14 protein-coding genes are annotated in these 20,823 nt (G+C 74.1%); 7 read left to right on the forward strand and 7 right to left on the reverse strand.

Annotated elements, in window-relative coordinates:
- The first annotated feature begins 53 nt into the window (after positions 1–53).
- From FBY22_RS24570 to FBY22_RS24590, 5 genes are all read left to right on the forward strand, one after another.
- Complete coding sequence (locus FBY22_RS24570; RefSeq protein WP_142149383.1) at positions 54–1,775, forward strand: fatty acyl-AMP ligase; 1,722 nt, start codon at positions 54–56, stop codon at positions 1,773–1,775.
- A complete protein-coding gene (locus FBY22_RS24575) occupies positions 1,772–5,776 on the forward strand; it encodes a type I polyketide synthase (RefSeq protein ID WP_142149385.1) in 4,005 nt (1,334 codons plus the stop codon). The genes FBY22_RS24570 and FBY22_RS24575 overlap by 4 nt, the downstream gene beginning before the upstream one ends.
- Before the next feature lie 22 nt (positions 5,777–5,798).
- Positions 5,799–6,740, forward strand: a complete 942-nt coding sequence (locus tag FBY22_RS24580) for an alpha/beta hydrolase family protein (protein ID WP_142149387.1) — start codon at positions 5,799–5,801, stop codon at positions 6,738–6,740.
- A gap of 122 nt (positions 6,741–6,862) precedes the next feature.
- Entirely contained in the window at positions 6,863–8,113 is a 1,251-nt protein-coding gene (locus FBY22_RS24585) for a CdaR family transcriptional regulator (protein WP_142149389.1), read from the forward strand.
- Between the two features lie 81 nt (positions 8,114–8,194).
- Complete coding sequence (locus FBY22_RS24590) at positions 8,195–8,836, forward strand: cutinase family protein (RefSeq protein ID WP_142149391.1); 642 nt, start codon at positions 8,195–8,197, stop codon at positions 8,834–8,836.
- 73 nt (positions 8,837–8,909) lie between these two features.
- Here the strand turns inward: FBY22_RS24590 and FBY22_RS24595 are convergent, their stop codons facing one another.
- Positions 8,910–10,628, reverse strand: coding sequence for a hypothetical protein (locus FBY22_RS24595; protein ID WP_142149393.1), 1,719 nt, complete (start codon positions 10,626–10,628; stop codon positions 8,910–8,912).
- A 211-nt stretch (positions 10,629–10,839) separates the two neighbouring features.
- Here FBY22_RS24595 and FBY22_RS24600 point away from each other — a divergent pair, with 211 nt between their 5' ends.
- A complete protein-coding gene (locus FBY22_RS24600) occupies positions 10,840–12,228 on the forward strand; it encodes an MFS transporter (RefSeq protein WP_142149395.1) in 1,389 nt (462 codons plus the stop codon).
- A gap of 42 nt (positions 12,229–12,270) precedes the next feature.
- Here the strand turns inward: FBY22_RS24600 and FBY22_RS24605 are convergent, their stop codons facing one another.
- The 4 genes from FBY22_RS24605 to lnt form a co-directional block, all read right to left on the reverse strand.
- Complete coding sequence (locus tag FBY22_RS24605; RefSeq protein WP_174267255.1) at positions 12,271–14,220, reverse strand: GAF domain-containing protein; 1,950 nt, start codon at positions 14,218–14,220, stop codon at positions 12,271–12,273.
- A gap of 76 nt (positions 14,221–14,296) precedes the next feature.
- The gene (locus FBY22_RS24610) at positions 14,297–15,097 is read right to left on the reverse strand and encodes a 3-hydroxybutyrate dehydrogenase (RefSeq protein ID WP_142149397.1); all 801 of its coding nucleotides are present in this window, start codon (positions 15,095–15,097) and stop codon (positions 14,297–14,299) included.
- A gap of 54 nt (positions 15,098–15,151) precedes the next feature.
- Positions 15,152–15,631, reverse strand: coding sequence for an NUDIX domain-containing protein (locus FBY22_RS24615; protein ID WP_142149399.1), 480 nt, complete (start codon positions 15,629–15,631; stop codon positions 15,152–15,154).
- A 112-nt stretch (positions 15,632–15,743) separates the two neighbouring features.
- Positions 15,744–17,354 carry an apolipoprotein N-acyltransferase gene (gene lnt, locus FBY22_RS24620; RefSeq protein ID WP_142149401.1) on the reverse strand — a complete coding sequence of 537 codons (1,611 nt, stop codon included), beginning with the start codon at positions 17,352–17,354 and terminating at the stop codon, positions 15,744–15,746.
- 229 nt (positions 17,355–17,583) lie between these two features.
- Between lnt and FBY22_RS24625 the strand changes: the two genes are divergently transcribed.
- Complete coding sequence (locus FBY22_RS24625) at positions 17,584–18,666, forward strand: O-antigen ligase (RefSeq protein WP_142149403.1); 1,083 nt, start codon at positions 17,584–17,586, stop codon at positions 18,664–18,666.
- Positions 18,667–19,411: 745 nt separating this feature from the next.
- On the opposite strand, the gene FBY22_RS24630 is transcribed toward FBY22_RS24625, so the two are convergent.
- Both FBY22_RS24630 and FBY22_RS24635 read right to left on the reverse strand, forming a co-directional pair.
- The gene (locus FBY22_RS24630) at positions 19,412–19,957 is read right to left on the reverse strand and encodes a hypothetical protein (protein ID WP_142149405.1); all 546 of its coding nucleotides are present in this window, start codon (positions 19,955–19,957) and stop codon (positions 19,412–19,414) included.
- A 77-nt stretch (positions 19,958–20,034) separates the two neighbouring features.
- Complete coding sequence (locus tag FBY22_RS24635; RefSeq protein WP_142149407.1) at positions 20,035–20,820, reverse strand: glutamate racemase; 786 nt, start codon at positions 20,818–20,820, stop codon at positions 20,035–20,037.
- Between the last annotated feature and the right edge of the window lie 3 nt (positions 20,821–20,823).

The raw sequence follows: 20,823 nt of genomic DNA on the forward strand, positions 1-20,823 counted from the left end.
CACCGCTCCCACCGCCGCGCCCCACACGCCGACCACGTCAGGAGCCATGCCCGATGGACAGCCGCCGCTCCCCGCTCGTGCCCGCCCACCGCAGCCTGCCGGAACTCGTGCGGCACTGGGCGCAGACCACCCCCGACCGCCGGGCGTTCACCTACGTCGACCATCCCGCGCCGGGCTCCCGAGGCGTCCACCGCACGCTGACCTGGCGGCGCCTGGACCTGCGGGTGCGCGCCCTGGCCGCCCGGCTCGCCGAGGACGCCGAACCGGGCGCCCGGGTCGCGCTGCTGTGTCCGCAGGGCACGGAGTACGTCACCGCCTTCCTCGCCGCGCTCACGGCCGGTCTGGTCGCGGTACCGCTGTATCCGCCGGACCTGCCCGGGCACGGCGACCGGCTCGCGGCGGTGCTCGCCGACGCGCGTCCGACGGTCGTGGTGACCACGAGCCAGGCCGCCGCCGCGGTGCGGGACTTCCGCGCGGACACCGCGGCCCGGGTCGTCGTCGCGGACCAGGTGCCCGACACGGCCGCGGACGGGTGGCAGCCGGTGCCGCCGCGGGAGTCGGCGGTCGCCTACCTGCAGTACACCTCCGGCTCCACCCGCACCCCGGCGGGCGTGGAGATCACCCATGCCAACGTCGTCGCCAACGCCTGCCAGGCCCTGACCGCCTACGCCGCCGACGCCCACCCGGTGACCTGCGTGGGCTGGCTGCCGCTCTACCACGACATGGGGCTGGTGCTGAGCGTGGCCGCCCCGGTGGTGCGCGGGCTGCTCTCGGTGCTGATGGACCCGGTGGCGTTCCTGCACGAGCCGGTGCGCTGGCTGCGGCTGCTGGGCGCGCACCCACGGGCGGTGAGCGCGGCACCCAACTTCGCCTACGACTACTGCGCCGCCGCCGTCACCGAGGCGCAGAAGGCGGATCTGCGGCTGGGTGACATCGCCGCGCTGATCAACGGCAGCGAGCCGGTCCGCCCGGGCACCGCGGACCGCTTCCACGCCGCCTTCGCCGCCCAGGGGTTCGATCCGGCGACGCACTGCCCGTCGTACGGACTGGCCGAGGCCACCGTCTTCGTCAGCGCCGCCCGGCCCGGCGAACCGCCGCACCGCTTCGCCCTCGACCGGGATGCCCTGGCGATCGGCAAGGCGCTGCCCGCCCGGCCCGACGACCCCAGGGCCGTGCTGCTGGCGGGCTGTGGCGCACCGGCGGGCCAGCGGGTGCGCATCACCGACCCGGTGACGGACGCCGTCCTGTCCGAGGGCGAGGTCGGCGAGATCCGGGTGCAGGGACCGAACGTCGGGCGCGGCTACTGGAACCAGGAGGAGCACACCCGGCGCGTCTTCGGTCCCGACGGATGGCTGCGCACCGGAGACCTCGGGACCGTGCTGGAGGGGCAGTTGATCGTCACGGGCCGGCTGAAGGACCTCATCGTCGTCGACGGCCGCAACCACTACCCGCAGGACGTGGAGGCCACCGCCCAGGAGGCGCACCCGGCCCTGCGGCCCGACCGGCTCGCCGCCTTCGGGGTTTCGGGCGCCTCGGGCGAGCGGGTGGTCGTCGTCGCCGAGCACGTGCGCGGCACGTCCCTGGCCGAGATCGACGTTCCTGCCCTCAAGGGTGCCGTGCGCGCGGCCGTGTCGGCCCGGCACGGGCTGCGGCTGGCCGATGTCGTCCTGGTACCGCCGGGCACCGTGCCGCGGACCTCCAGCGGCAAGGTGTCGCGGTCGCTGACCCGCGAGCGGTACCTGGCGGGCGCCTACCCGGCCGAGGGGGTGCGGTGAGCGCCGTCGACGAGCGGGCGGTGCGCCGGCTGATCGCCCGGCGGGTGGCCGAGTGGGGCGGTACGGCGGCCGAACAGGCCCCGATGGACCGGCCGTTGGCGGATCTCGGCATGTCCTCGCGGGACGCGGTGACCCTGGCCGGGGAGCTGTCCGCCCTGGCCGGACGTGAGCTGCCCGCGACCCTGGTGTGGGAGGCACCCACCGGGGAGGCGCTGGTGGAGCGCCTGTGCGGCCCGCCGGAAGCCGCCACCGCGGACGACGGCCGGCCGGGGATCTCCGGCGGACACGGGACGGCACGACAGCTGCCGTCGGGCGAACCCGCTCCGACCGAGGGGGCGTTGGCCTCCGGCGAACCCGTGGCGGTCATCGGCGTCGGGTGCCGGCTGCCCGGCGGGGTGCACGGACCGGACGACTACTGGCGGCTGCTGGGCGAGGGTGTCGACGCGGTCCGTCGGGTGCCCGAGGACCGGTGGCGCGACTTCACCCCCTTTCCGCCCGCCGACGCGCTCCCCTACGGCGGCTACCTGGACGACATCGCGGGGTTCGACGCGGACTTCTTCCGCATCACCCCGCGCGAGGCCGCCGTGATGGACCCGCAGCAGCGGATCCTGCTGGAGGTCGTCCACGAGACGCTCGATCACGCCGCCGTCCCGGCCGCCTCCCTGGCGGGCACCAACACCGGTGTGTTCGTGGGCGTTTCGGCGCCGGAGTACGGCGGACTCACCGGCGCCGACCCGGGCGCGGTCGACCCGTGGGCCCCGGCGGGCGCCGCGCTCAGTGTCACCGCGGGCCGGCTGGCCTACGTCCTGGACACCCGGGGGCCCAGCATGGCCGTCGACACCGCCTGCTCCTCGTCCCTGGTCGCTGTGCACCACGCGTGTGTGAGTCTGCGGACGGGCGAGAGCGACACGGCGATCGCCGCCGGCGTCAACCTGCTGCTCTCCCCCACCGTCACCGTCGCGTTCCGGCGGGCGGGGGCCCTGGCCCCGGACGGGCGCTGCAAGCCGTTCTCCGCGGCGGCGGACGGCATCGGGCGTGGCGAGGGCTGCGCCGCCGTACTGCTGAAACGGCTGTCCGACGCCGAACGGGACGGCGACCGTGTGCTGGCCGTCATCCGGGCCACGGCCGTCAACTCCGACGGCCGCTCCAACGGCCTGCTGGCTCCCAACCCGGCGGCCCAGAAAGCCCTGTTGACCACCGCGTACGCGCGGGCCGGTGTCGTGCCGGCGCAAGTGGACTATGTGGAGGCGCACGGCACCGGCACCCCGCTCGGCGATCCGATCGAGGCGGGCGCGCTCGGCGCGGTCCTGGGCACGGACCGCGACCCCGACCAGCCGCTGCTGCTGGGCTCGGTCAAGGGCAACCTCGGTCACCTGGAGTCGGCCGCGGGCATCGCCGGGCTGGTCAAGACCGTCCTCGCCCTGCACCACGACATCGTCCCGCCGTCCCTGCACTGCGCGGCCGGCAGCGCCGTGGACGGCACGCGGCTGCGGGTGGTGACCGAGCCCGAGCCCTGGCCGCGCTACGGCGGCACGGCCGTGGCGGGCGTCTCGGGGTTCGGCTTCGGTGGCACCAACGCCCATGCGGTGCTGGAGGAATGGCGGCCCGCCCCGACTCCGTCCCCCGAGAATCCGGCCGCCCGGCTGCACTTGCTGTCCGACGTCGACGCGGAACGGGTCCGGGACACCGCGTCCCGGCTCGCCGACTGGCTCCGCACCCCCGCGGGCGCCGGCGCGCACCCGGCCGACGTCGCGCGCACGCTCGCGGGGCGGACCGGCCGGGGTCCTGTGCGGGCCGCGGTCGTCGCCCGTGACCGCGCCGAACTCATCGAAGCCCTGGGCGCGTTGGGTTCGGGGCGGGCGCACGACGGGGTGGTGACCGAGGACCGGGATCGTGTCGGGCGCGGGCCGGTGTGGGTCTTCTCCGGGCACGGAAGCCAGTGGGCCGGCATGGGCCGCCGACTGCTCGCCGAGGAGCCGGCGTTCGCGGCCGCGGTGGAGAAGGCGGATGCCCAACTTGCCGCCGAGTGCGGGTTCTCGCTCTACGACCACCTCGCCTCCGGCGGTGGGATGGAGCTCCTGGAGGTCGCCCAGCCCGTGCTGTTCGGGATCCAGGTGGCCCTCGCCGAACTGTGGCGCGCCCACGGTGTCGAGCCCGCCGCCGTCATCGGCCACTCCGTGGGCGAGGTCGCCGCCGCGGTCTGCTCGGGAGCCCTGGACCTGTCGGACGGGGCGCGGATCGTCGCCGTACGGGCGCGGCTGCTCAGCCGGCTGCGGGGCGGCTCGATGGCCGTGGTCGACCTCGACGAGGCCGAAGTCGACGCGCTGCCACGGGAGTTCACCGGTGTCCATATCGCCGTGCACTCCTCACCCGGACAGCAGGTCGTCACCGGGGAGGAGGCGGCGGTGGCCCGCCTCGTACGACGGCTCCAGGACCGGGGGCGCGCGGTCAAGGCGATGAAGGTCGTCGGCGCCGGGCACTCCCCCCAAGTCGACCCTCTGCTGCCCGAGTTGGCCCATTCGCTCGTCGACGTCCAGGGCAGGCGGCCTCGGGTGCGGGTCTACTCCACCGTCCTCGACGACCCGCGCGGGGAGAGCGTCTTCGACGCCGCCCACTGGGTCGCGAACCTGCGGCGGCCGGTCCGTCTGGACCGGGCCGTCGCGGCCGCCGCGGCCGACGGTCACACCGCCTTCGTGGAGATCTCGCCCCACCCGGTTCTGCTGCGTGCCCTCACCGGGACCGCGCCGGGCGCCCTGTCCCTCGGCACGCTCCGCCGGGACGCCGACGACTCGGCCGCCTTCCTCGGCCGGTTGGGCGTGCTGTACGCGGCGGGCCTGCGGCTGCCGCTGCCGGCCGGGCGCGTCACCGACCTGCCCGTGCCGCGCTGGCGGCACGCGCGGCACTGGTGGACGGACGGGCGGACTGCGCCCCCGGCGACGCCGAAGAAGGAACCGGTGGAGGACGAGGACTCCGTCACCGCCCGCCTGCGTCACCACCTCGCGGCCGTCACCGGCCATGTGCCGGGCCGTCTCACCGCCGCCACCCCGCTGGCCGACCTCGGACTGGACTCGTTGATGGCCGTCCGCGTCCGCACCGCGCTGGAGCGCGAGTTCCGGACCGAACTGCCGCTGCGCGACCTGATGGGCGCTGCCCGGCTCGGCGACCTCGCCGACCGCCTCCGACATGCCCTCCCCGCCGGTGACTCCGGCCCGCTGCGGACCTTGAACGCCACCGGTTCCGGGACCCCGCTCTTCCTGGTCCACGCCGCGGGCGGGACGACCGACGTCTACCGGACGCTCGCCGAACGCCTCGGCGACGACCGGCCGGTGTACGGGCTGAACCGGATCGAGGAAGCCGGAACGGTCACCGAGAAGGCCCGTCGTTACGCCCGGGCCATCACGGCCGCCCACCCGAACGGGCCCTGCCTGCTCGGCGGTTGGTCCTTCGGCGGGTTCGTCGCGCAGGAGACGGCGCGGCAACTTACGGACGCCGGGCGCGAGGTGGAGCTGGTGGTGCTCATCGACTCCGTACGGCCCCACCCCCGGGCCGACCGGCTCCGCGCCCACCTCACGGGCTTCGCGGCGCACGTGGCGGACGTATACGGGGTGCGGCTGGAGCTGCCGTACGACGAGCTCGTCGCGATGGACGACGACGGCGAGCGCATCGACACCGTGCTAGGGGCCCTGCGCGAGGCCGCCGAGGTGCCGGCCGCCGCGCTGGAGCACCAGCGCGCCTCCTACCTGGACCTGAGGATCGGCGAGGCACACCGGCCACGGCGCTACGACGGGCCGGTGGTGCTGTACCGGGCGACCGAGCCCGCGCCGCACACGGTGCGCGACCCGGCCTACGAACGCGACGACGAGGCGCTCGGCTGGGACGAGGTGTGTCCGCGGCTGACCGTCGTACCGGTCGCGGGGCACCATCTGTCGCTCCTCGACCCGCCCCACGTCGACGAGCTCGCCGCACGGCTGCGGCGGGAGTTCGCCGAGCAGGTCCGCTGAACCGGAGACCCGAGGAGCCGCCATGTCCCACCCGCACCGCACCGCCGCAGTGTCCCGACGCACCGTCGCCAAGGCGGCGGCCACCGGACTGGCCGCGTTCTTCGGCGCCGCGACCGGCACCGCGCGGGCCGCCACCCGTCTGACGGCCCGCACCTTCGATGTGTCGCTCCCGTCCGCCGCGCTGGGCCGCAGCGCGCCCGTACGGCTGATCCTGCCGTCGGGCTTCGACACCCAGCCCGGGCGGACGTACCCGGTGCTGTACCTGCTGCACGGCGCCCACGACGACTACACGTCCTGGACGAGGGAGACGGACATCGAGGCCTTCACCGAGGGCCGGAACCTGATCGTGGCCATGCCGGACGCGGGGCCCACGGGCATTCCCACGGCCTGGCGGGGCGGCCCGGACTACGAGACCTTCCAGCTCTCGGAGGTGCCGGCGCTGCTCGCCCGCGACTACCGGGCCTCCGCGGTGCGGGCCGTCGCCGGCGTCTCCACGGGCGGCTACGGCGCCATGGCCCACGCGGCCCGCCACCCGGGCGCGTTCACGGCCGCGGCCTCCTACAGCGGCATCCTCGACACCACCTTCCCCGGCGTGCCGACGCTCGTCGACGCGATCGTGGCCCGCGAGAACCTGGCGCCCCTGTCCCTGTGGGGCAACCCCGTGCTGGACCTGCTCACCTGGCAGAACTTCAACCCCAGGGCCCGCGCGCAGGGACTGCGCGGCACGCCCCTTTACGTCTCCGGCGGCAGCGGTGTGCTGGGCGGCATCGGCGACTGGCTGCCCGAGGCGCTGGAGAGCGCCCTGTGGCCGTCGGCGCACAGCTTCACCGACGCCCTCGACCGGCTCGGCATCGCCGTGACGAAACACTTCTACTCGGGCGGCGGACACAGCTGGCAGTACTGGAAGCAGGAGTTCACCGCGTCGTGGCCGATGCTCGCCCGTGCGCTGGGGGTGCCGGAGTGATGTCGGTGCCGTCGGGGCACGGAACGGAGCGCAGGGGGCGTCCGTCCAACACGGGACATGCCCCTCGTCCCACGGGCAACAGCGCGCGGGTGAGCCTGTTCCGGATGAAAGGAGTGACCTCGATGGCCGTCCCCACCCCCCACGAGGGGCCGGCCGGGCGGGCGGCCCCACTGCTCCCGCCCGATCTGGCCGAGCTGCTGCGTTCCCGGCTCGAGGCGGTCGCCGACGAGGTGGAGGAGGAGGTCCGCAGACAGGTCCCCGAGTACGCGGGCCCGGCCGACGGTGCCTATACGAGGAATCTGCGGGCCGGCGTGGTGCAGGCCCTCACCCTGTTCGTCGACCACATCGCCGACCCGCGCGGCCCGGGCGACGCGATCGCGGCGACGTACTACGAACTCGGGCGCGGTGAGGCCCTGGTGGGCCGCGGCCTGGACGCGCTGCAGTCGGCGCTGCGGATCGGCGGGCTGCACGCCTGGCGGCTGATGGGCCGGACCGTGGAGGAGCTCGGGCTGGACTCCCAGGTGGTGGCCACGCTCGGTGAACTCGCCTTCCGGACCGTGCACGAGGTCGCCGAGGCGGCCGCCGAGGGGTACGCGGACGCGCGGCTGCGCAGCACCGACGAGCTGGAGCGGCGGCGCCGGCGGCTGCTGGACCTGCTGCTGGGCGACGGGCCGGTGCCGGTGGAGGCCGTGCACGAACTGGCGCACGGGGCACGGTGGTCGGTGCCGCGGTACGTGGCCGTCGTCGCGCTCGCCGCCGCCGGCGAGCGGCGCGAGGACGACCGGCCGCTCGCGGCGGCGGGAGCGCTCGTGGACATGGGGTCGCGGCCGCCGCGGATGCTGGTACCCGATCCCGACGGCACCGGCCGCTTCGCCGGGCGTGCCTTCGCGCTGGCGCTGCGCGGCCGTCCGGCGGCGATCGGGCCGACGGTGCCGCTCGCCGAGGCCGCGCGGTCGCTGCGCTGGGCGTCGCTGGCGCTGGGGCTGATGGGGCGGGGCATTCTGCCCCGGCAGGGTGTCGTGCGGTGCGACGAGCACCTGTCGACCCTGCTGCTGCACAGCGACGAACCGCTGCTCGTCCAGCTCCGGGCGCGCGCCCTGGCACCGCTGGAGCGGGTCTCCGAGGGCCAGCGCGCCCGCCTCGCCGAGACGCTGCTGGCCTGGCTGCTCAGCGGCAGCAACGTCCCCGACGTCGCCACCCGGCTGCACGTCCACCCGCAGACGGTCCGCTATCGGATGCGGCAACTGGAGAAGGTCTTCGGCGACGCTCTGCACGACCCGGACGCCCGCCTGGAGATGATTCTCGCGCTGCGTGCCGAGGAGACCCGTCTGCGGGCAACAAAATCAGGGGAATTTCTGAATTCCCCGCAATAACACCCCGTGACGGAACGCGAATACGTTCGGGGGGTCCTTTTCCCCAAGGCGCGCAACGCGCCCGACCCGCAAAGGATCCCCATGCGTATCCGCTTGTGCCTCGCCGCGCTCTCCCTGGTCGGCGGGGCCGGACTCACCACCCTCTCGGCGCCCGCCGCAACGGCCGCCACCTGCTCGGACATCGACGTCGTCGCGGCCCGCGGCACGTTCGAGCCCGGCACGCTGGGCGCGATCGTCGGCGACCCCGTGTATTCCGCGCTGCAGCAGAAACTGACCGGCCGTAGCCTCTCCGGCTACAAGGTGAACTACCCGGCCGACCTTTCTCTCACGTCGGCCGCGCAGGGAAACGCGGACCTCGTGAACCACGTCAACAGTCAGGCGGCGGCCTGCCCCAACCAGCGTTTCATTCTCGTCGGCTATTCGCAGGGCGCGAATGTGGTCGACAATTCCATCGGCATCAGCAGCGACGGCGCGGTCGTGGGCAGCCCCATCGTGGCCACGCTTCCCGCCGCCGTGGCGCCGAGAGTCGCGGCGGTGCTGCTGTTCGGCAACCCGATCCGGGCCCTGGGCAAGAGCGTCACCGGCCCCTACCAGAGCCGCACCGTCGACTTCTGCGCCAAGGGCGACCCGATCTGCGAGAACGGCGGCGGTGACGTCCTGGCCCACCTCGGCTACACCGCCAATGCGGGCGCGGCGGCCGACTTCGCGGCGACCAGGCTCTGACGGCCGGCGCCGGCCACGCCGAGGGCCCGGGAGCGGATCTGCTCCCGGGCCCTCGGCTCGTGCCGTGCGCCGGTCACTGGGGGTTTTCGGCGAAGCGTGCGAGGTTGATGGAGACGGGCTCGGGCCGTCCGTCGTTCTGCACGGGCGCGGCGGTGAGCACGTCCAGGTGCTGGTAGCCGTCGGCGATGACGGGGTGCAGGTCGGCGGGGACGCGGCCGGCCAGCAGTCCGTCGCCCGCGAGCACGGTGAGCGTCGGATCGGCGGTCAGCCCGTCCGGGTGCACGACGAGTTGCCTCACCTGGGGCGAGGCGGCCAGTTCGATGTCGGTGACCAGCTTCGTCGGGAAGTACTGCTCGGTGAAGTCCAGCGGTTGCCGGGCCAGGCTGCGCGCCAACTCCTGGATGTCGGTGACCTCTTCACCGGCGCCGGTGAACGGCGTGCCGTCGGAGGAACGGTAGCCGGGGTCGTCCGGGGCGCCGACACGGTCGTAATCGCGCCATGTGTAGAGCGGGCCGTGCGGCTCGGCCGGGATGGCCTTGTACCGGGTACCGAACAGTCCTGGCTGCGGTGAACCTCCGTTGGCGGCTGGGAAGTTCTTGTCGGTGACGGGTCCGCCGTCGAAGAAGCCGACGCTGCTCTGCAGGAAGGCCAGGGGGACGGAGTTGTCGTCCAGCAGGGCTCCGAGCACGGCCTGGTGGGTGAGCCGGAAGTCCTTCACCGAGGGCGATCCGGTGAGGAAGGTGGTGGGGTCCCTGGAGAACAGGAAGCGGTTGGTCGCCTCGATGTTGGTGTTGGAGGGCAGGTAGGCCGGCAGGTCGGACTCGCCGCCGGGATTCTGCAGGGCGCCCACCCCGGCGATGGCCAGCAGGGTCATGGTCTCGGGGTTGAGCAGAACCGGCGCGGACAGCGAGCGCGGGAGGACGCCGCTGTCCAGGCCGGCCTGGACAGCGGCGTAGCCGAGGCCCACGTCGGGCAGGTCGGTGTCGTCGGGGATGCTGCCGCTCAGGTCGGCGAGTGAGGTGGAGACGGTGGTGTCGAGGGCGAAGTAGCCGGCGCACTGGTTGTATCCGGCGTCGGCGGTGGTGGCGGGGTCGCCGTCGAAGTCGGCGGTCGCGAAGTAGCCGGTGACGACACCGCCGAGCGAGTGCCCGCCGCACAGCAGTTTCCGCTTGCGCAGGTTCTGGTCGGGCAGTTCGGCGGTGAGCAGGTCGTACTGGTCGCGCACGGTCTGCCGGATGCCGAGTTTCGCCATCCAGCCCAGTTGTCCGTTGTCGGCGAACCCGGCGAAGGTGCGGCCGTTCACCTGCTTGCCGCGGTAGTAGTAGTCGACGGCGGTGTGCTGGTCGCCGGAGTCGACGCCGGTGTGGTCCTCCAGGCAGTTGGAGCGCCGGTCCAGCGCCCAGAACTCGATGTGCTCGCCCTGCTCGGCGGCGCTGGTCACGGTGTTGCGGGCGACGCTGTCGAAGGCTCCGGCGCCCTCCAGGATGCCCGGCTGGGCGACCAGGACGCGGTCGGCGTCGGCCGAGGCCGCCGGCCCCGCGGAGGAGCGGTAGCGCAGGTACGACAGCCAGTCGCACGCCGCCGGACGCGCCCCGAAGGACGCCGGCAGCGGCACCTTGACCCGCACCACGGACTCGGTGACCCCGGCCGCGGTGCCCACCGGCGTCTCGGTGCGCGCGCCGCCCGCGTGGGCGTTTGGGGCGGCCGCGGTGAGCGCCCCGGTGGTCAGCAGCGCCGCGAGCGCTGCCGTGCGCAGGGCCTTCGGGGTTCTTCTGCTACGACTCGTGTCCATGGCCGGACCGTAGGACCGCGCGGGACCGGAGTCGGGGCGGTGCTCACAAAGTCTCAGCTCCCGACTGCACGTTTGTCACACCACCGCATGGTGGTTGCGCGGATACGTCGTGGCCGAACTATGTAGCCCCGCCACATGTGCGCCCGACGTGCGTCTTCCTACGGTGTGCCGACACGTACCCGTCCCCATCGCACACGAGGAAGTGGCGCACATGGCCTCCGCAGCAGCATCCGCTCCACCGACCCCCGCCAGCCTCAAGCGCATCGTCGCCGCCAGCCTGATCGGCACCACGATCGAGTGGTACGACTTCTTCCTCTACGGTTCCGCCGCCGCGCTCGTCTTCAACAAGCTGTTCTTCCCGGACTCCGACCCGCTGGTCGGCACGCTGCTGTCGTTCCTGACGTACGCCGTAGGATTCGCCGCCCGGCCGCTGGGCGCCCTGGTCTTCGGGCACTACGGGGACCGGATCGGGCGCAAGAAGCTGCTGGTGCTGAGTCTGCTGATGATGGGCGGGGCGACCTTCGCGATCGGTCTGCTGCCCACGCACGCGACCGTCGGCGGCGCGGCTCCCGTGCTGCTGACCACGCTGCGGCTGGTCCAGGGATTCGCGCTCGGCGGTGAGTGGGGCGGCGCGGTGCTGCTGGTGTCGGAGCACGGCGACGCGCGGCGGCGCGGCTTCTGGGCGTCGTGGCCGCAGACGGGGGCGCCCGCAGGGCAGTTGCTGGCCACCGGTGTGCTGTCCCTGCTGACGGCCCTGTTGACGGACGCCGCCTTCGGATCGTGGGGCTGGCGGATTCCGTTCCTGCTCTCCGGGGTCCTGGTGGTCGTCGGTCTGTGGATCCGGTTGTCGGTCGACGAGTCGCCCGTCTTCAAGGAGGCGTTGGCGCAGGCGGAGGCCCGCAAGGCGGCCCGGGGCGGTGAGGCGGAGAAGCTGCCGCTGGTGTCCGTGCTGCGTCACCACTGGCGGGACGTGCTGGTCGCGATGGGCGCCCGCATGGCCGAGAACATCAGCTACTACGTCATCACCGCGTTCATCCTCGTCTACGCCACCACCTCGGCCGGCGTGTCCAAGCAGACAGCGCTGAACGCGGTGCTCATCGCCTCGGCCGTGCACTTCGCGGTCATCCCGGCGTGGGGCGCGCTGTCGGACCGGATCGGACGGCGGCCGGTGTACCTGCTGGGCGCGGTCGGCGTCGGGCTGTGGATGTTCCCCTTCTTCTCCCTCGTCGACACCGGCGGCTTCGGCGCCCTGGTACTCGCCGTCACCGTGGGCCTGGTCCTGCACGGGGCCATGTACGCTCCCCAGGCGGCCTTCTTCGCCGAGATGTTCGCGACCCGGATGCGCTACTCGGGTGCCTCCATCGGCGCCCAGTTCGCCTCGGTCGCCGCGGGCGCGCCGGCCCCGCTGATCGCCACCGCGCTGCTGGCCGACTACGACAGCTCCACCCCGATCGCGCTGTACGTCGTCGCCGCGGCGGCCCTGACGGTGATCGCCGTGCTCGCGGCCAAGGAGACCCGTCACCGGGACCTGGCCGACGTCGAGCCGTCCGTGGACGCGGAGACCACGGCGGTGCCCGCGGCGGACGCGCGCACCGTCTGAGCGGGCTCGGCACCGGTCCCCGTACGCCCGCGCGTACGGGGGTCAGTGCTGTGCCGGTGCGGACAACCGGTGCAGCCGCAGGGCGAGTTGGATCTCCAGGGCGCGGGCGGGGTCCTGCCAGTCGTCGCCGAGGAGTCTGCCGACGCGCTCCAGGCGCTGGGCGACGGTGTTGACGTGGACGTGCAGCGCGTCCTTGGTGCGGGCCGGGCTCATGCCGCAGGTGAAGTAGGCGTCCAGGGTGCGCACCAGGTCGGTGCCGCGGCGTTCGTCGTAGGCGACCACCTGGCCTATGGTGCGATCGACGAAGCCGGCGATGTCCCGGTCGCCGGCGAGCAGCAGGCCGAGGAAGCCGAAGTCCTCCGCGGCGGCGCCGTCGCCGGCGCGGCCCAGCAGGCGCAGGGCCTCCAGGCAGCGGCGGCCCTCGGCGTAGCCGGCGGCCACGTGGTCGGGGTGGGCGGCGAGGTCCCGGACGGGGGCGGAGGCGCCGACGGTGACCGGTTCGTGGACGGCGGTGCCCAGGTGGCGGGCGGTGCGGCGGGCCAGGCCGGTCGCGGTGTCGTCGCCGGTGAGGGGCAGCAGCAGGACGGTGCCGCCGTCGCGGGCGGCGGCCAGGCCGTGCCGGGTCGCGGCGAGGTGGGAGGCTGCGGCCCCCAGGCGTCTGCGGGCGGCGGCCTCCTGCTCGGCGTCGGCGGCGGGGCCGTCGAGACGCGCGGCGAGGACGACATGGGTGGAGTCGAGGTCGGCGTGCAGCCGGGAGGCGCGCTCGCGCAGCAGCCGCGGATCGCGGTCGCGGGCGTCGAGCAGGTCGTCCAGGAGTTCGCCGCGGACGCGCTGCTCGGCGTCGGCGGCCGAGCGTCTGGCCAGCAGGAGCAGCGAGGTGACCATCGCGGCCCGCTCCAGGGTGAGCTGGTCGACGGGGTCGAGGCCGGGGTGGCCGCGCAGCACGAGAGCGCCGAGCAGTTCGCCGCCGGCGGTGACGGCGGCGATCCAGTCGTCCTCGTGCCGTACGGCGTGGCCCTCCGCCCGGGAGGCCTCCAGGGGTGCCGCGGCCGTGTCGGCGGCTTCGGTGAACTCGACCGTGCCGTCGAGGACCTGGGAGACGGCCGCGGCCACGTCGTGCACCCCGCCGCCGCGCAGCACGAGCTCGGCGAGCCGGTCGTGGACGTCGGAGGCGCGCTCGATGACCGCGCTGCGGTCCCGGATGATCTCGTTGGCCCGCTCCAGGCCGGCGAGGGCCGAGCGGGTCTCGGTGAGGAGGTTGGCGGTGTCGATGGCGGCCGCGGCCAGGGCGGCGAAGGAGCCCAGCAGGGCGATCTGTTCGCGTTCGAAGACGCGGGCGCGCCGGTCGGCGGCGAAGAGCACGCCGATCACGTGATGGCCCAGCATCAGGGGGACGCCGAGAATGGCGACCAGACCCTCGTCGCGGACTCCGGCGTCGATCGTGCGGGTGTGCTGGAAGCGGCCGTCCTTGAAGTAGTCGTCCGTGACGTAGGGGCGGGCCGTCTGGGCCACCAGCCCGCCGAGCCCCTCGCCCATGCCGAGCCGCAGCTGCTGGAAGCGGGCGGCGACCGAGCCCTCGGTCACCCGCATGTAGGTGTCGCCGCGCTCGGGGTCGTTCAGGCTGAGGTAGGCGACGTCCGTGCCCAGCAGGGAGCGGGCGCGCTGCACGATCGCCCTGAGGACCGCGTCCAGGTCGCGCAGTCCGGCCAGGTCGTGGGCGGTCTCGAAGAGCGCGGACAGCTCGGCCTCGCGGCGGCGCCGACCCTCCAGCTCCGCGCGCACCCGCAGCGCGAGCAACTTGGCCCGCTCCAGGGCGCCGATCGTCTCGGCCGGTCGTCCCTCGGCGCGTGCCAGCAGCACCGGCTGCTCGTAGGCGTCGGCCGACGCTCCCCTGGCCAGCAGCTCCAGGAACGGCGTCTCGACGCCGGTGAGCGCGGCGGGCGGCGCTTCGGCGGCGGAGCGCTCGGCGGACTGCACGTGATCGCGGGACATGCTCACAGGATTCCCCATCCCACGGCCGCCCCGTCAGCCCTGTGGACAACTCCTCTTCGCACAGGTGTACGCCGGATCAGTGGGCGGTCCAGCCGCCGTCGAGGACGAGCGAGGTGCCCGTGACGAAGGACGCCTGCGGTCCGCACAGATACGCCACGGCCTCGGCGACCTCCGCCGGTTCGACGAGGCGTTTCACCGCGCTGTCCTGCAGCAGCACCTCGGTCAGGACACGCTCCTCGGGGATGCCGTGCGCCTGGGCCTGGTCGGCCAGCTGCCGTTCGACGAGGGGGGTGCGCACATAGCCCGGGTTCACACAGTTCGAGGTGACCCCGTGGGGGGCGCCTTCCAGGGCGGCGGTCTTGGACAGGCCCTCCAGGCCGTGCTTGGCGGCCACGTAGGCGGACTTGTAGGGCGAGGCACGCAGCCCGTGGACGGAGGACACGTTGACGACGCGGCCCCACCCCTGCCCGTACATGTGCGGCAGGGCGCCGCGGATCAGCCGGAAGGGCGCCTCCAGCATGACCGTGAGCACGGTGTGGAAGACGTCGGGCGGGAACTCCTCGATGGGGCGGACGAGCTGCAGGCCGGCGTTGTTGACGAGGACGTCGGTGCCCGCGGCCGCGTGTTCGGCGGCGTCGAGGTCGGTGAGGTCGAGGACGTGCGGTTCGATGCCGCCCATGAGTCCCGCGGCCTCCTGGGCCAGGGACTCCAGTCCTTCGGCGTCCCGGTCGACGGCTCTGACCTTGGCCCCGGCGGCCGCGAGCCGCAGCGCACAGGCGCGGCCGATACCACTGGCGGCGCCGGTGACGAGGGCGGTGCGACCGCCGAGGTCGAGGGCGAGGGCATGTGGGGGCGGGAGGGCACCGGTCGGGGTCATGGCACGACCCTAGGCAGCGCTGTGCCCCCGCCACATGTGGTCAAAGCACATACTTCATTGGGGCGCCGTGGGGTCGAACCATGTGGGTTCGTCGGACAGGGCCTGCTTGATGCGGAAGTAGTGGAACTCGGTCATATCCGGCAGCTCGTCCAGGGGGAACCAGCCGACGGCCAGCGACTCGTCGTCGTTCACCCGCGCCTCGCCGCTCAGGACGCGGCAGCGGAAGCAGAGGTCCATGAACTGGCAGACGTCACCGTTGGGGTAGGTGACCTGCCTGCTGGAGCGCACCGAGACCAGCCGCTCGACGGCGACGCGGACGCCGGTCTCCTCCTCCACCTCCCGCACGACGGCGGCGGCGGGCTGCTCGCCGGGGTCCGGGATACCGGAGATCAGCGCCCACCTGTGGTTGTCGGCGCGCTGTCCGAGCAGCACGCGGCCCTCGTCGTCGAGGACGACGGCACTGACGCCGGGGAGCCAGAGCAGTTGGTGGCCGGCGGTGGCCCGGATCTCGCGGATGAAGTCAGGAGTCGTCATGGCACCGACCCTAAAGGGCCGGTGCCGGCGTCCCGGCGTACCCCAGGGGGCGTGGGCCCGGCGTACCGCTACACAGCCCCGCGTACGGCTGCACGGCCCTCGCGTACCGCTGCTACGCGTCCCCCGCGCGCCGCCCACGCACCGCCGCGCCGACCGCCCAGCCGAGACCGCCGGCGGCGACCAGCACGAGGGCCATCTCCGGGAGGATGCCCAGCCGGGTGGCGGGCGTCTCGGAGGACCGCAGGGGCACCTTCTGCACCAGGTGGGCGTGGACGAACATGCCGGTCTTCTGGGTGATCCGCCCGTCCGGCATGATGACCGCGCTGACGCCGCTGGTGACGGGCACGGTCACGGTGCGGCTGTGCTCGACGGCGCGGACGCGCGACATGGCGAGCTGCTGGTAGGTCATCTCGCTGCGGTCGAAGGTCGCGTTGTTGCTGGGCACGGAGATCAGCTGCGCGCCGTCGGTGACCTCGGAGCGCACGGCCCAGTCGAAGGCGGCCTCGTAGCAGGTGACCAGGCCGACCTTGGCGTGGTCCATGGTGAACACGCCCGGCTTGCTGCCCCGGCTGAAGTCCTGGCGGACCATCGAGGTCCAGTTGCCGTTGATCGCGCCGATCAGTCCGCGCAGCGGCAGGTACTCACCGAACGGCTGGATCTGCCGCTTGTCGTAGGTGTCGGTCGGGCCCTTCTTCGGGTCCCAGAGGATCTGCTCGTTCCACAGCTTGCCGTCCCGGGCGACGACGCCGCCGACCGAGACGGGCGCGCCGATCGCCTTGGCGGCGTGGTCGATGACGGCGTAGGCGTCGGCGTTGGCGAAGGGATCGACGTCGGAGGAGTTCTCCGGCCACAGTACGAGGTCGGGCCTGGCGATCTTGCCGGCCTTGACCTCGGCGGCCAGGCGCTCGGTCTCGCGCGCGTGGTAGTCGAGCACCGCCCTGCGCTGCGCGTTGAACTCCAGCCCGGAGCGGGGCACGTTGCCCTGGATGAGCGCGACGGTCGTGTAGCCGTCCTGCGCCTTGTCGCTGACCAGAGCACGGGCGGCCACCGCGCCCGCCACCGGCACGGCCACGCTCAGCAGGGCCACGGCCGCGGCCGACCGCCGGATCTCCCGGGTGCGCCGCGCGTCCAGGGCCAGGCGTACGACCTCGTACAGGCCGAAGCCGCACAGGACGACCGCGAAGCCCAGCACCGGGGTGCCGCCCACCGCGGCGAGCGGCAGGAACACTCCGTCGGCCTGGCCGAAGGCGAGCTTGCCCCAGGGGAAGCCGTGGAAGGGCACGCGTGCGCGTGCGGCCTCGCCCGCGATCCACACCGCCGCCGCCCACAGCGGCCAGGCGGGCAGTCTGGACACCGCGGCGACGCCCGCGCCGACCAGCGCGATGAACATCGCCTCGATCGCGGCCAGGGCGATCCACGGCACGGGCCCGACCTCCACGCCGGTCCACACCAGCAGGGGCAGCAGGAAGCCGAGGCCGAAGAGGTAGCCGAGGCCGAGACCCGCCTTCCAGCCGCGGCCGCGCAGCACCCAGCCGAAACCGGCGAAGGCCGGCAGCGCCAGCCACCACAGCGGGCGCGGCGGGAAACTGACGTAGAGCAGCACTCCGCAGAGTGCGGCGGCGAGGGCCGGAACGAGGCGTACGAGGCGCGCCGCGCGCGAGGAGGGCGCGGTCCGCGGCTGCAACTGGTCCGACTCGTCCACGGAAGTTGCGGTGACGGTCACTCGGGGAGTGTACGGCGGGTGACCTTGGCCGGGACAGCGCGGTCCACATGGCAGCACACGGGCCCGCGGGAACCGGCCGCCCCACTGTTCCTGCGCATCTCGGTCCAACTCATCCACAAAACGTCCATCAGCGGTTACGGTGTGCCCAGCCACAGTCGCCCGGCCGGTCACGGCCTCGACGGGCGGGTCGTGCGAGGTCGGGGGGCTTCGGTCGGGTGTGGGGGGCGGGGTGGGTTCCACGGGGACGACGTCCGTCGCCGGTCCTGGGGAGGACGGCGACAGACGAAACGTTTCGGACGCGGCGGGCGTGGTCGCGCTGGGCGGCTGCGCGACCTGGTCGCTGATCACGGCGACCGCGCACGACGGGCGCCCGGAGGGCGTGCTGCTGGCGGTGCTGGCCGTGGCGGCCGGCTACGCCGCGGGCCGGATCTGCGGCGCCCTGCTGCCGGTCGCGGCGCTGTGCGCGGGCGTGCTCGCCGGGCTCGTGCTGATGCTGGTGGTGCCACGCCTAGCGGCCGGCCCGCAGATCGACGCGCCGCTCGGACACGCCGGCGGTACGGCCGCCCTGCTCACCCTCTGCACCGGTGCCGCGTGCTGTGCCGCGTGGGAGGCCAGGTCACCGACCCTGCGGTTCGCGCTGGGCGCGCTGGCGGCCGGGATCGTGGTGGCCGCGCCGGTGCTGGGGTCGGTGAGTGGTTTCGTCGGCTGTACGGCCGTACTGCTGTGCTCGCTCGCCGCCGGCCGGATGCGCCGTCGCGCCCTGGGGATGGCCGGTCTGGCGCTCGGTGCCGTCGCGGTGGGCCTGCTCACCTGGGCGGTCGCCGCCGGCTCGCTGCCCGGCGGGCTGACCGCGGCGTTGCGGGGCGAGCTGACGCCGCACCGGCTGCGGCTGTGGCACGACGCCCTGCGCCTGTCCCGCGACAACGCGGCCCTCGGAGTCGGGCCGGGCCGCTTCGGCGAGGTGAGTCCCACGGCGAGCCGCACCCTGTTCCCCGACGGCAAGCCGCACTCGGCGCTGTTGCAACAGGCGGCGGAGCAGGGAGTCGTCGGGGTACTGCTGCTGGCGGCCGTGTTCGGGTGGCTGCTGTACACGCTGTGGCGCTCTCCGCGCCCCACCCCGGTCGTGCTCACGGCGGGCGCGGCGCTCACGCTGCTCGCCGCGATCGCCTCGGTCGGCAACGCGCTGAGCTTCACCGCCGTCTCGGTCGGTGCGGGCCTCCTGGCGGGCCTGGCCACCGCCCGGCCCCTCACCGACGACTCCCCGGGCCACGAGACCCGCGCCCGCGAGCGGGATGACCGACTGACCCCGTGAGACGGCGGTCGGTACGACGCACTTCGGGACACCGACTGCCTCCGCGAGGGCAGCAGCGGAGCGACCGGGCGGCGCCGCATGGATTCCGGGCCGCGGGCCCGGTGCCCGCCGGGGCGCCGACGACGGAGTGTCCGGCGTACGCCGCGAGGCCCCGCTCAGAGGGATCGTGCGGTGGCACGACCGGGCGCCGCCATGCGGATTCCGGGCCGCGGGCGGAACACCCGCCGCCTGGCCGGCCACGGCCAGGCCAACAGGTCCGTCCCAGCACAGGGCCGCCGCCGACCGTCCCGCATACCCCGCGAGGACTCGCACAGAGAGCCGCGCCGCGGACCGACCGGGCCGCACCGCAAGATCTCCGGGCCGCCGCGCCGGCACCCGCCCGCCACGGCCAGGCCAACAGGTCCGTCCCAGCACAGGGCTGCCGCCGACCGTCCGGCATTCCCCGCGAGGACTCGTACAGAGAGCTAGCCGCGGACCGACCGGGCTGCGCCGCGAGATCTCCGGGCTGCCGTGCCGGAGCCCGCCACGGCCAGGCCAACAGGTCCGTCCCAGCACAGGCCCGCCGCCGACCGTCCGGCATTCCCCGCGAGGACTCGTACAGAGAGCTAGCCGCGGACCGACCGGGCTGCGCCGCGAGATCTCCGGGCTGCCGTGCCAGCGCATGCCCTGGCCTTCCGCGGCGGCACCGACAGATCCGGGCTTCAGAGCCTGCGACGTCCGACCGGCTTACCCCGCCGCCCCTCCGTCAGTGGGCCCTGCCCGGTGTGCCCGGGCGGAGGCGGGCCCTGATGACCCGTACGGCGGTCTCGGCGTTGTCCACAGTGATCGTGAAGGTGTGGCCGTCCCACAGTTGCAGGACGACGCCCTCGCCCCGGCGTACGACGACCGCGGTGCCCTTCTCGGGCCGCCAGCGGTAGCCCCAGCCGCCCCACTGGCGCGGAGTGACGTGCGGGGCGAACTCGGCGCCGGCCACGTGGTCGAGGGGGATGCGGCGGCGCGGCACGCCGATGTGGCCGCAGCGCACCTCGAGGGACTCCTTGTCGAGCTTCAGGTCCACGTGCACGAAGGCGAGCGTGCCGAACAGGACCAGCAGCCCGGCCGCGATGCAGCCGACGACGGACATGACCAGCGGGGCGATGCCGGAGGTCCAGGCCGAGTCGACGGCCAGCTCGACGCCGAGCGCCATGAAGGCCGCGCCGCCGAGCGCCAGCAGCCACTGGGCGCGGTTGGTGGCACGTCCGGTCCAGACGTCGGGGTGCGGGGGGCTCTCGTCGTGGGGGTGGTCCCTCATACCGATGAGGTTACCCAGGTTTCGCAGCGGTGGTACCGGGTCGCGGACAGTGACTGCGCCGACCGGGCACCGGCCGGTCACGGCGCGGTGCTGACCGCCTGGAGGAAACGTCCCTCCTCGTACCTCAGCGCCGTCGCGGGCAGCTCGGCCCGCCGTCCGCTGAGCAGCACCGTCAGCGAGCCGTCGACGTCGGCCTCGGGGTCGGGCTGCGCGCCGATCCGGCGCAGCGCCTGGGCGACCACCGCGCCGGCGGTGCCGTGCAGGATGAGCGGCGGCTCGCCCGGCCGCTGAACCGCTGTGCGGATGCGCTCGGCGACCAGCTCGTAGTTGGTGCAGCCCAGGACGAGGGTGGTGACGTCCCGCGGGGTGCGCGCGGCGGCCGCGGCGACGGCGGCCTCGATCGCCGCGTCGTCGGCGTGGTGCACGGCGTCCGCCAGCCCGGGGCAGGGCACCTCGGTGACGTCCACGCCGGCCGCGAACTCCTGGATGAGGCCCCGCTGGTAGGGGCTGCCGGTGGTGGCGGGCGTCGCCCAGATCGCGACGGGGCCGCCGCCCGCCGCGGCGGGCTTGATCGCGGGCACGGTGCCGATGATCGGCAGCTTCGGCTCGAAGCGGGCGCGCAGCGCGGGCAGCGAGTGCACGGAGGCGGTGTTGCAGGCGACGATCAGCACGTCCGGGTCGTGCTCCGCGGCCGCTCCGGCGACGGCCAGGGCCCGCTCGGTGATGTCCTCCGGCGTGCGCGGTCCCCAGGGCATCCCGTCCGGGTCCCAGGACAGGACGAGGTCGGCGTCGGGCCGCAGACGGCGCGCCACGGCGGCGGCGGGAAGCAGACCGATTCCGGAGTCCATGAGCGCGATCTTCACCCG

Source organism: Streptomyces sp. SLBN-31, from assembly GCF_006715395.1.
GTDB lineage: Bacteria > Actinomycetota > Actinomycetes > Streptomycetales > Streptomycetaceae > Streptomyces.

Excerpts from the sequence above, each read along its gene's own strand:
- FBY22_RS24570 (WP_142149383.1), top strand. The coding sequence starts at position 54 with ATGGACAGCCGCCGCTCCCCGCTCGTGCCCGCCCACCGCAGCCTGCCG.
- FBY22_RS24580 (WP_142149387.1), top strand. The coding sequence starts at position 5,799 with ATGTCCCACCCGCACCGCACCGCCGCAGTGTCCCGACGCACCGTCGCC.
- FBY22_RS24585 (WP_142149389.1), top strand. The coding sequence starts at position 6,863 with ATGGCCGTCCCCACCCCCCACGAGGGGCCGGCCGGGCGGGCGGCCCCA.
- FBY22_RS24590 (WP_142149391.1), top strand. The coding sequence starts at position 8,195 with ATGCGTATCCGCTTGTGCCTCGCCGCGCTCTCCCTGGTCGGCGGGGCC.
- FBY22_RS24595 (WP_142149393.1), bottom strand. The coding sequence starts at position 10,628 with ATGGACACGAGTCGTAGCAGAAGAACCCCGAAGGCCCTGCGCACGGCA.
- FBY22_RS24600 (WP_142149395.1), top strand. The coding sequence starts at position 10,840 with ATGGCCTCCGCAGCAGCATCCGCTCCACCGACCCCCGCCAGCCTCAAG.
- FBY22_RS24605 (WP_174267255.1), bottom strand. The coding sequence starts at position 14,220 with ATGTCCCGCGATCACGTGCAGTCCGCCGAGCGCTCCGCCGCCGAAGCG.
- FBY22_RS24610 (WP_142149397.1), bottom strand. The coding sequence starts at position 15,097 with ATGACCCCGACCGGTGCCCTCCCGCCCCCACATGCCCTCGCCCTCGAC.
- FBY22_RS24615 (WP_142149399.1), bottom strand. The coding sequence starts at position 15,631 with ATGACGACTCCTGACTTCATCCGCGAGATCCGGGCCACCGCCGGCCAC.
- FBY22_RS24630 (WP_142149405.1), bottom strand. The coding sequence starts at position 19,957 with ATGAGGGACCACCCCCACGACGAGAGCCCCCCGCACCCCGACGTCTGG.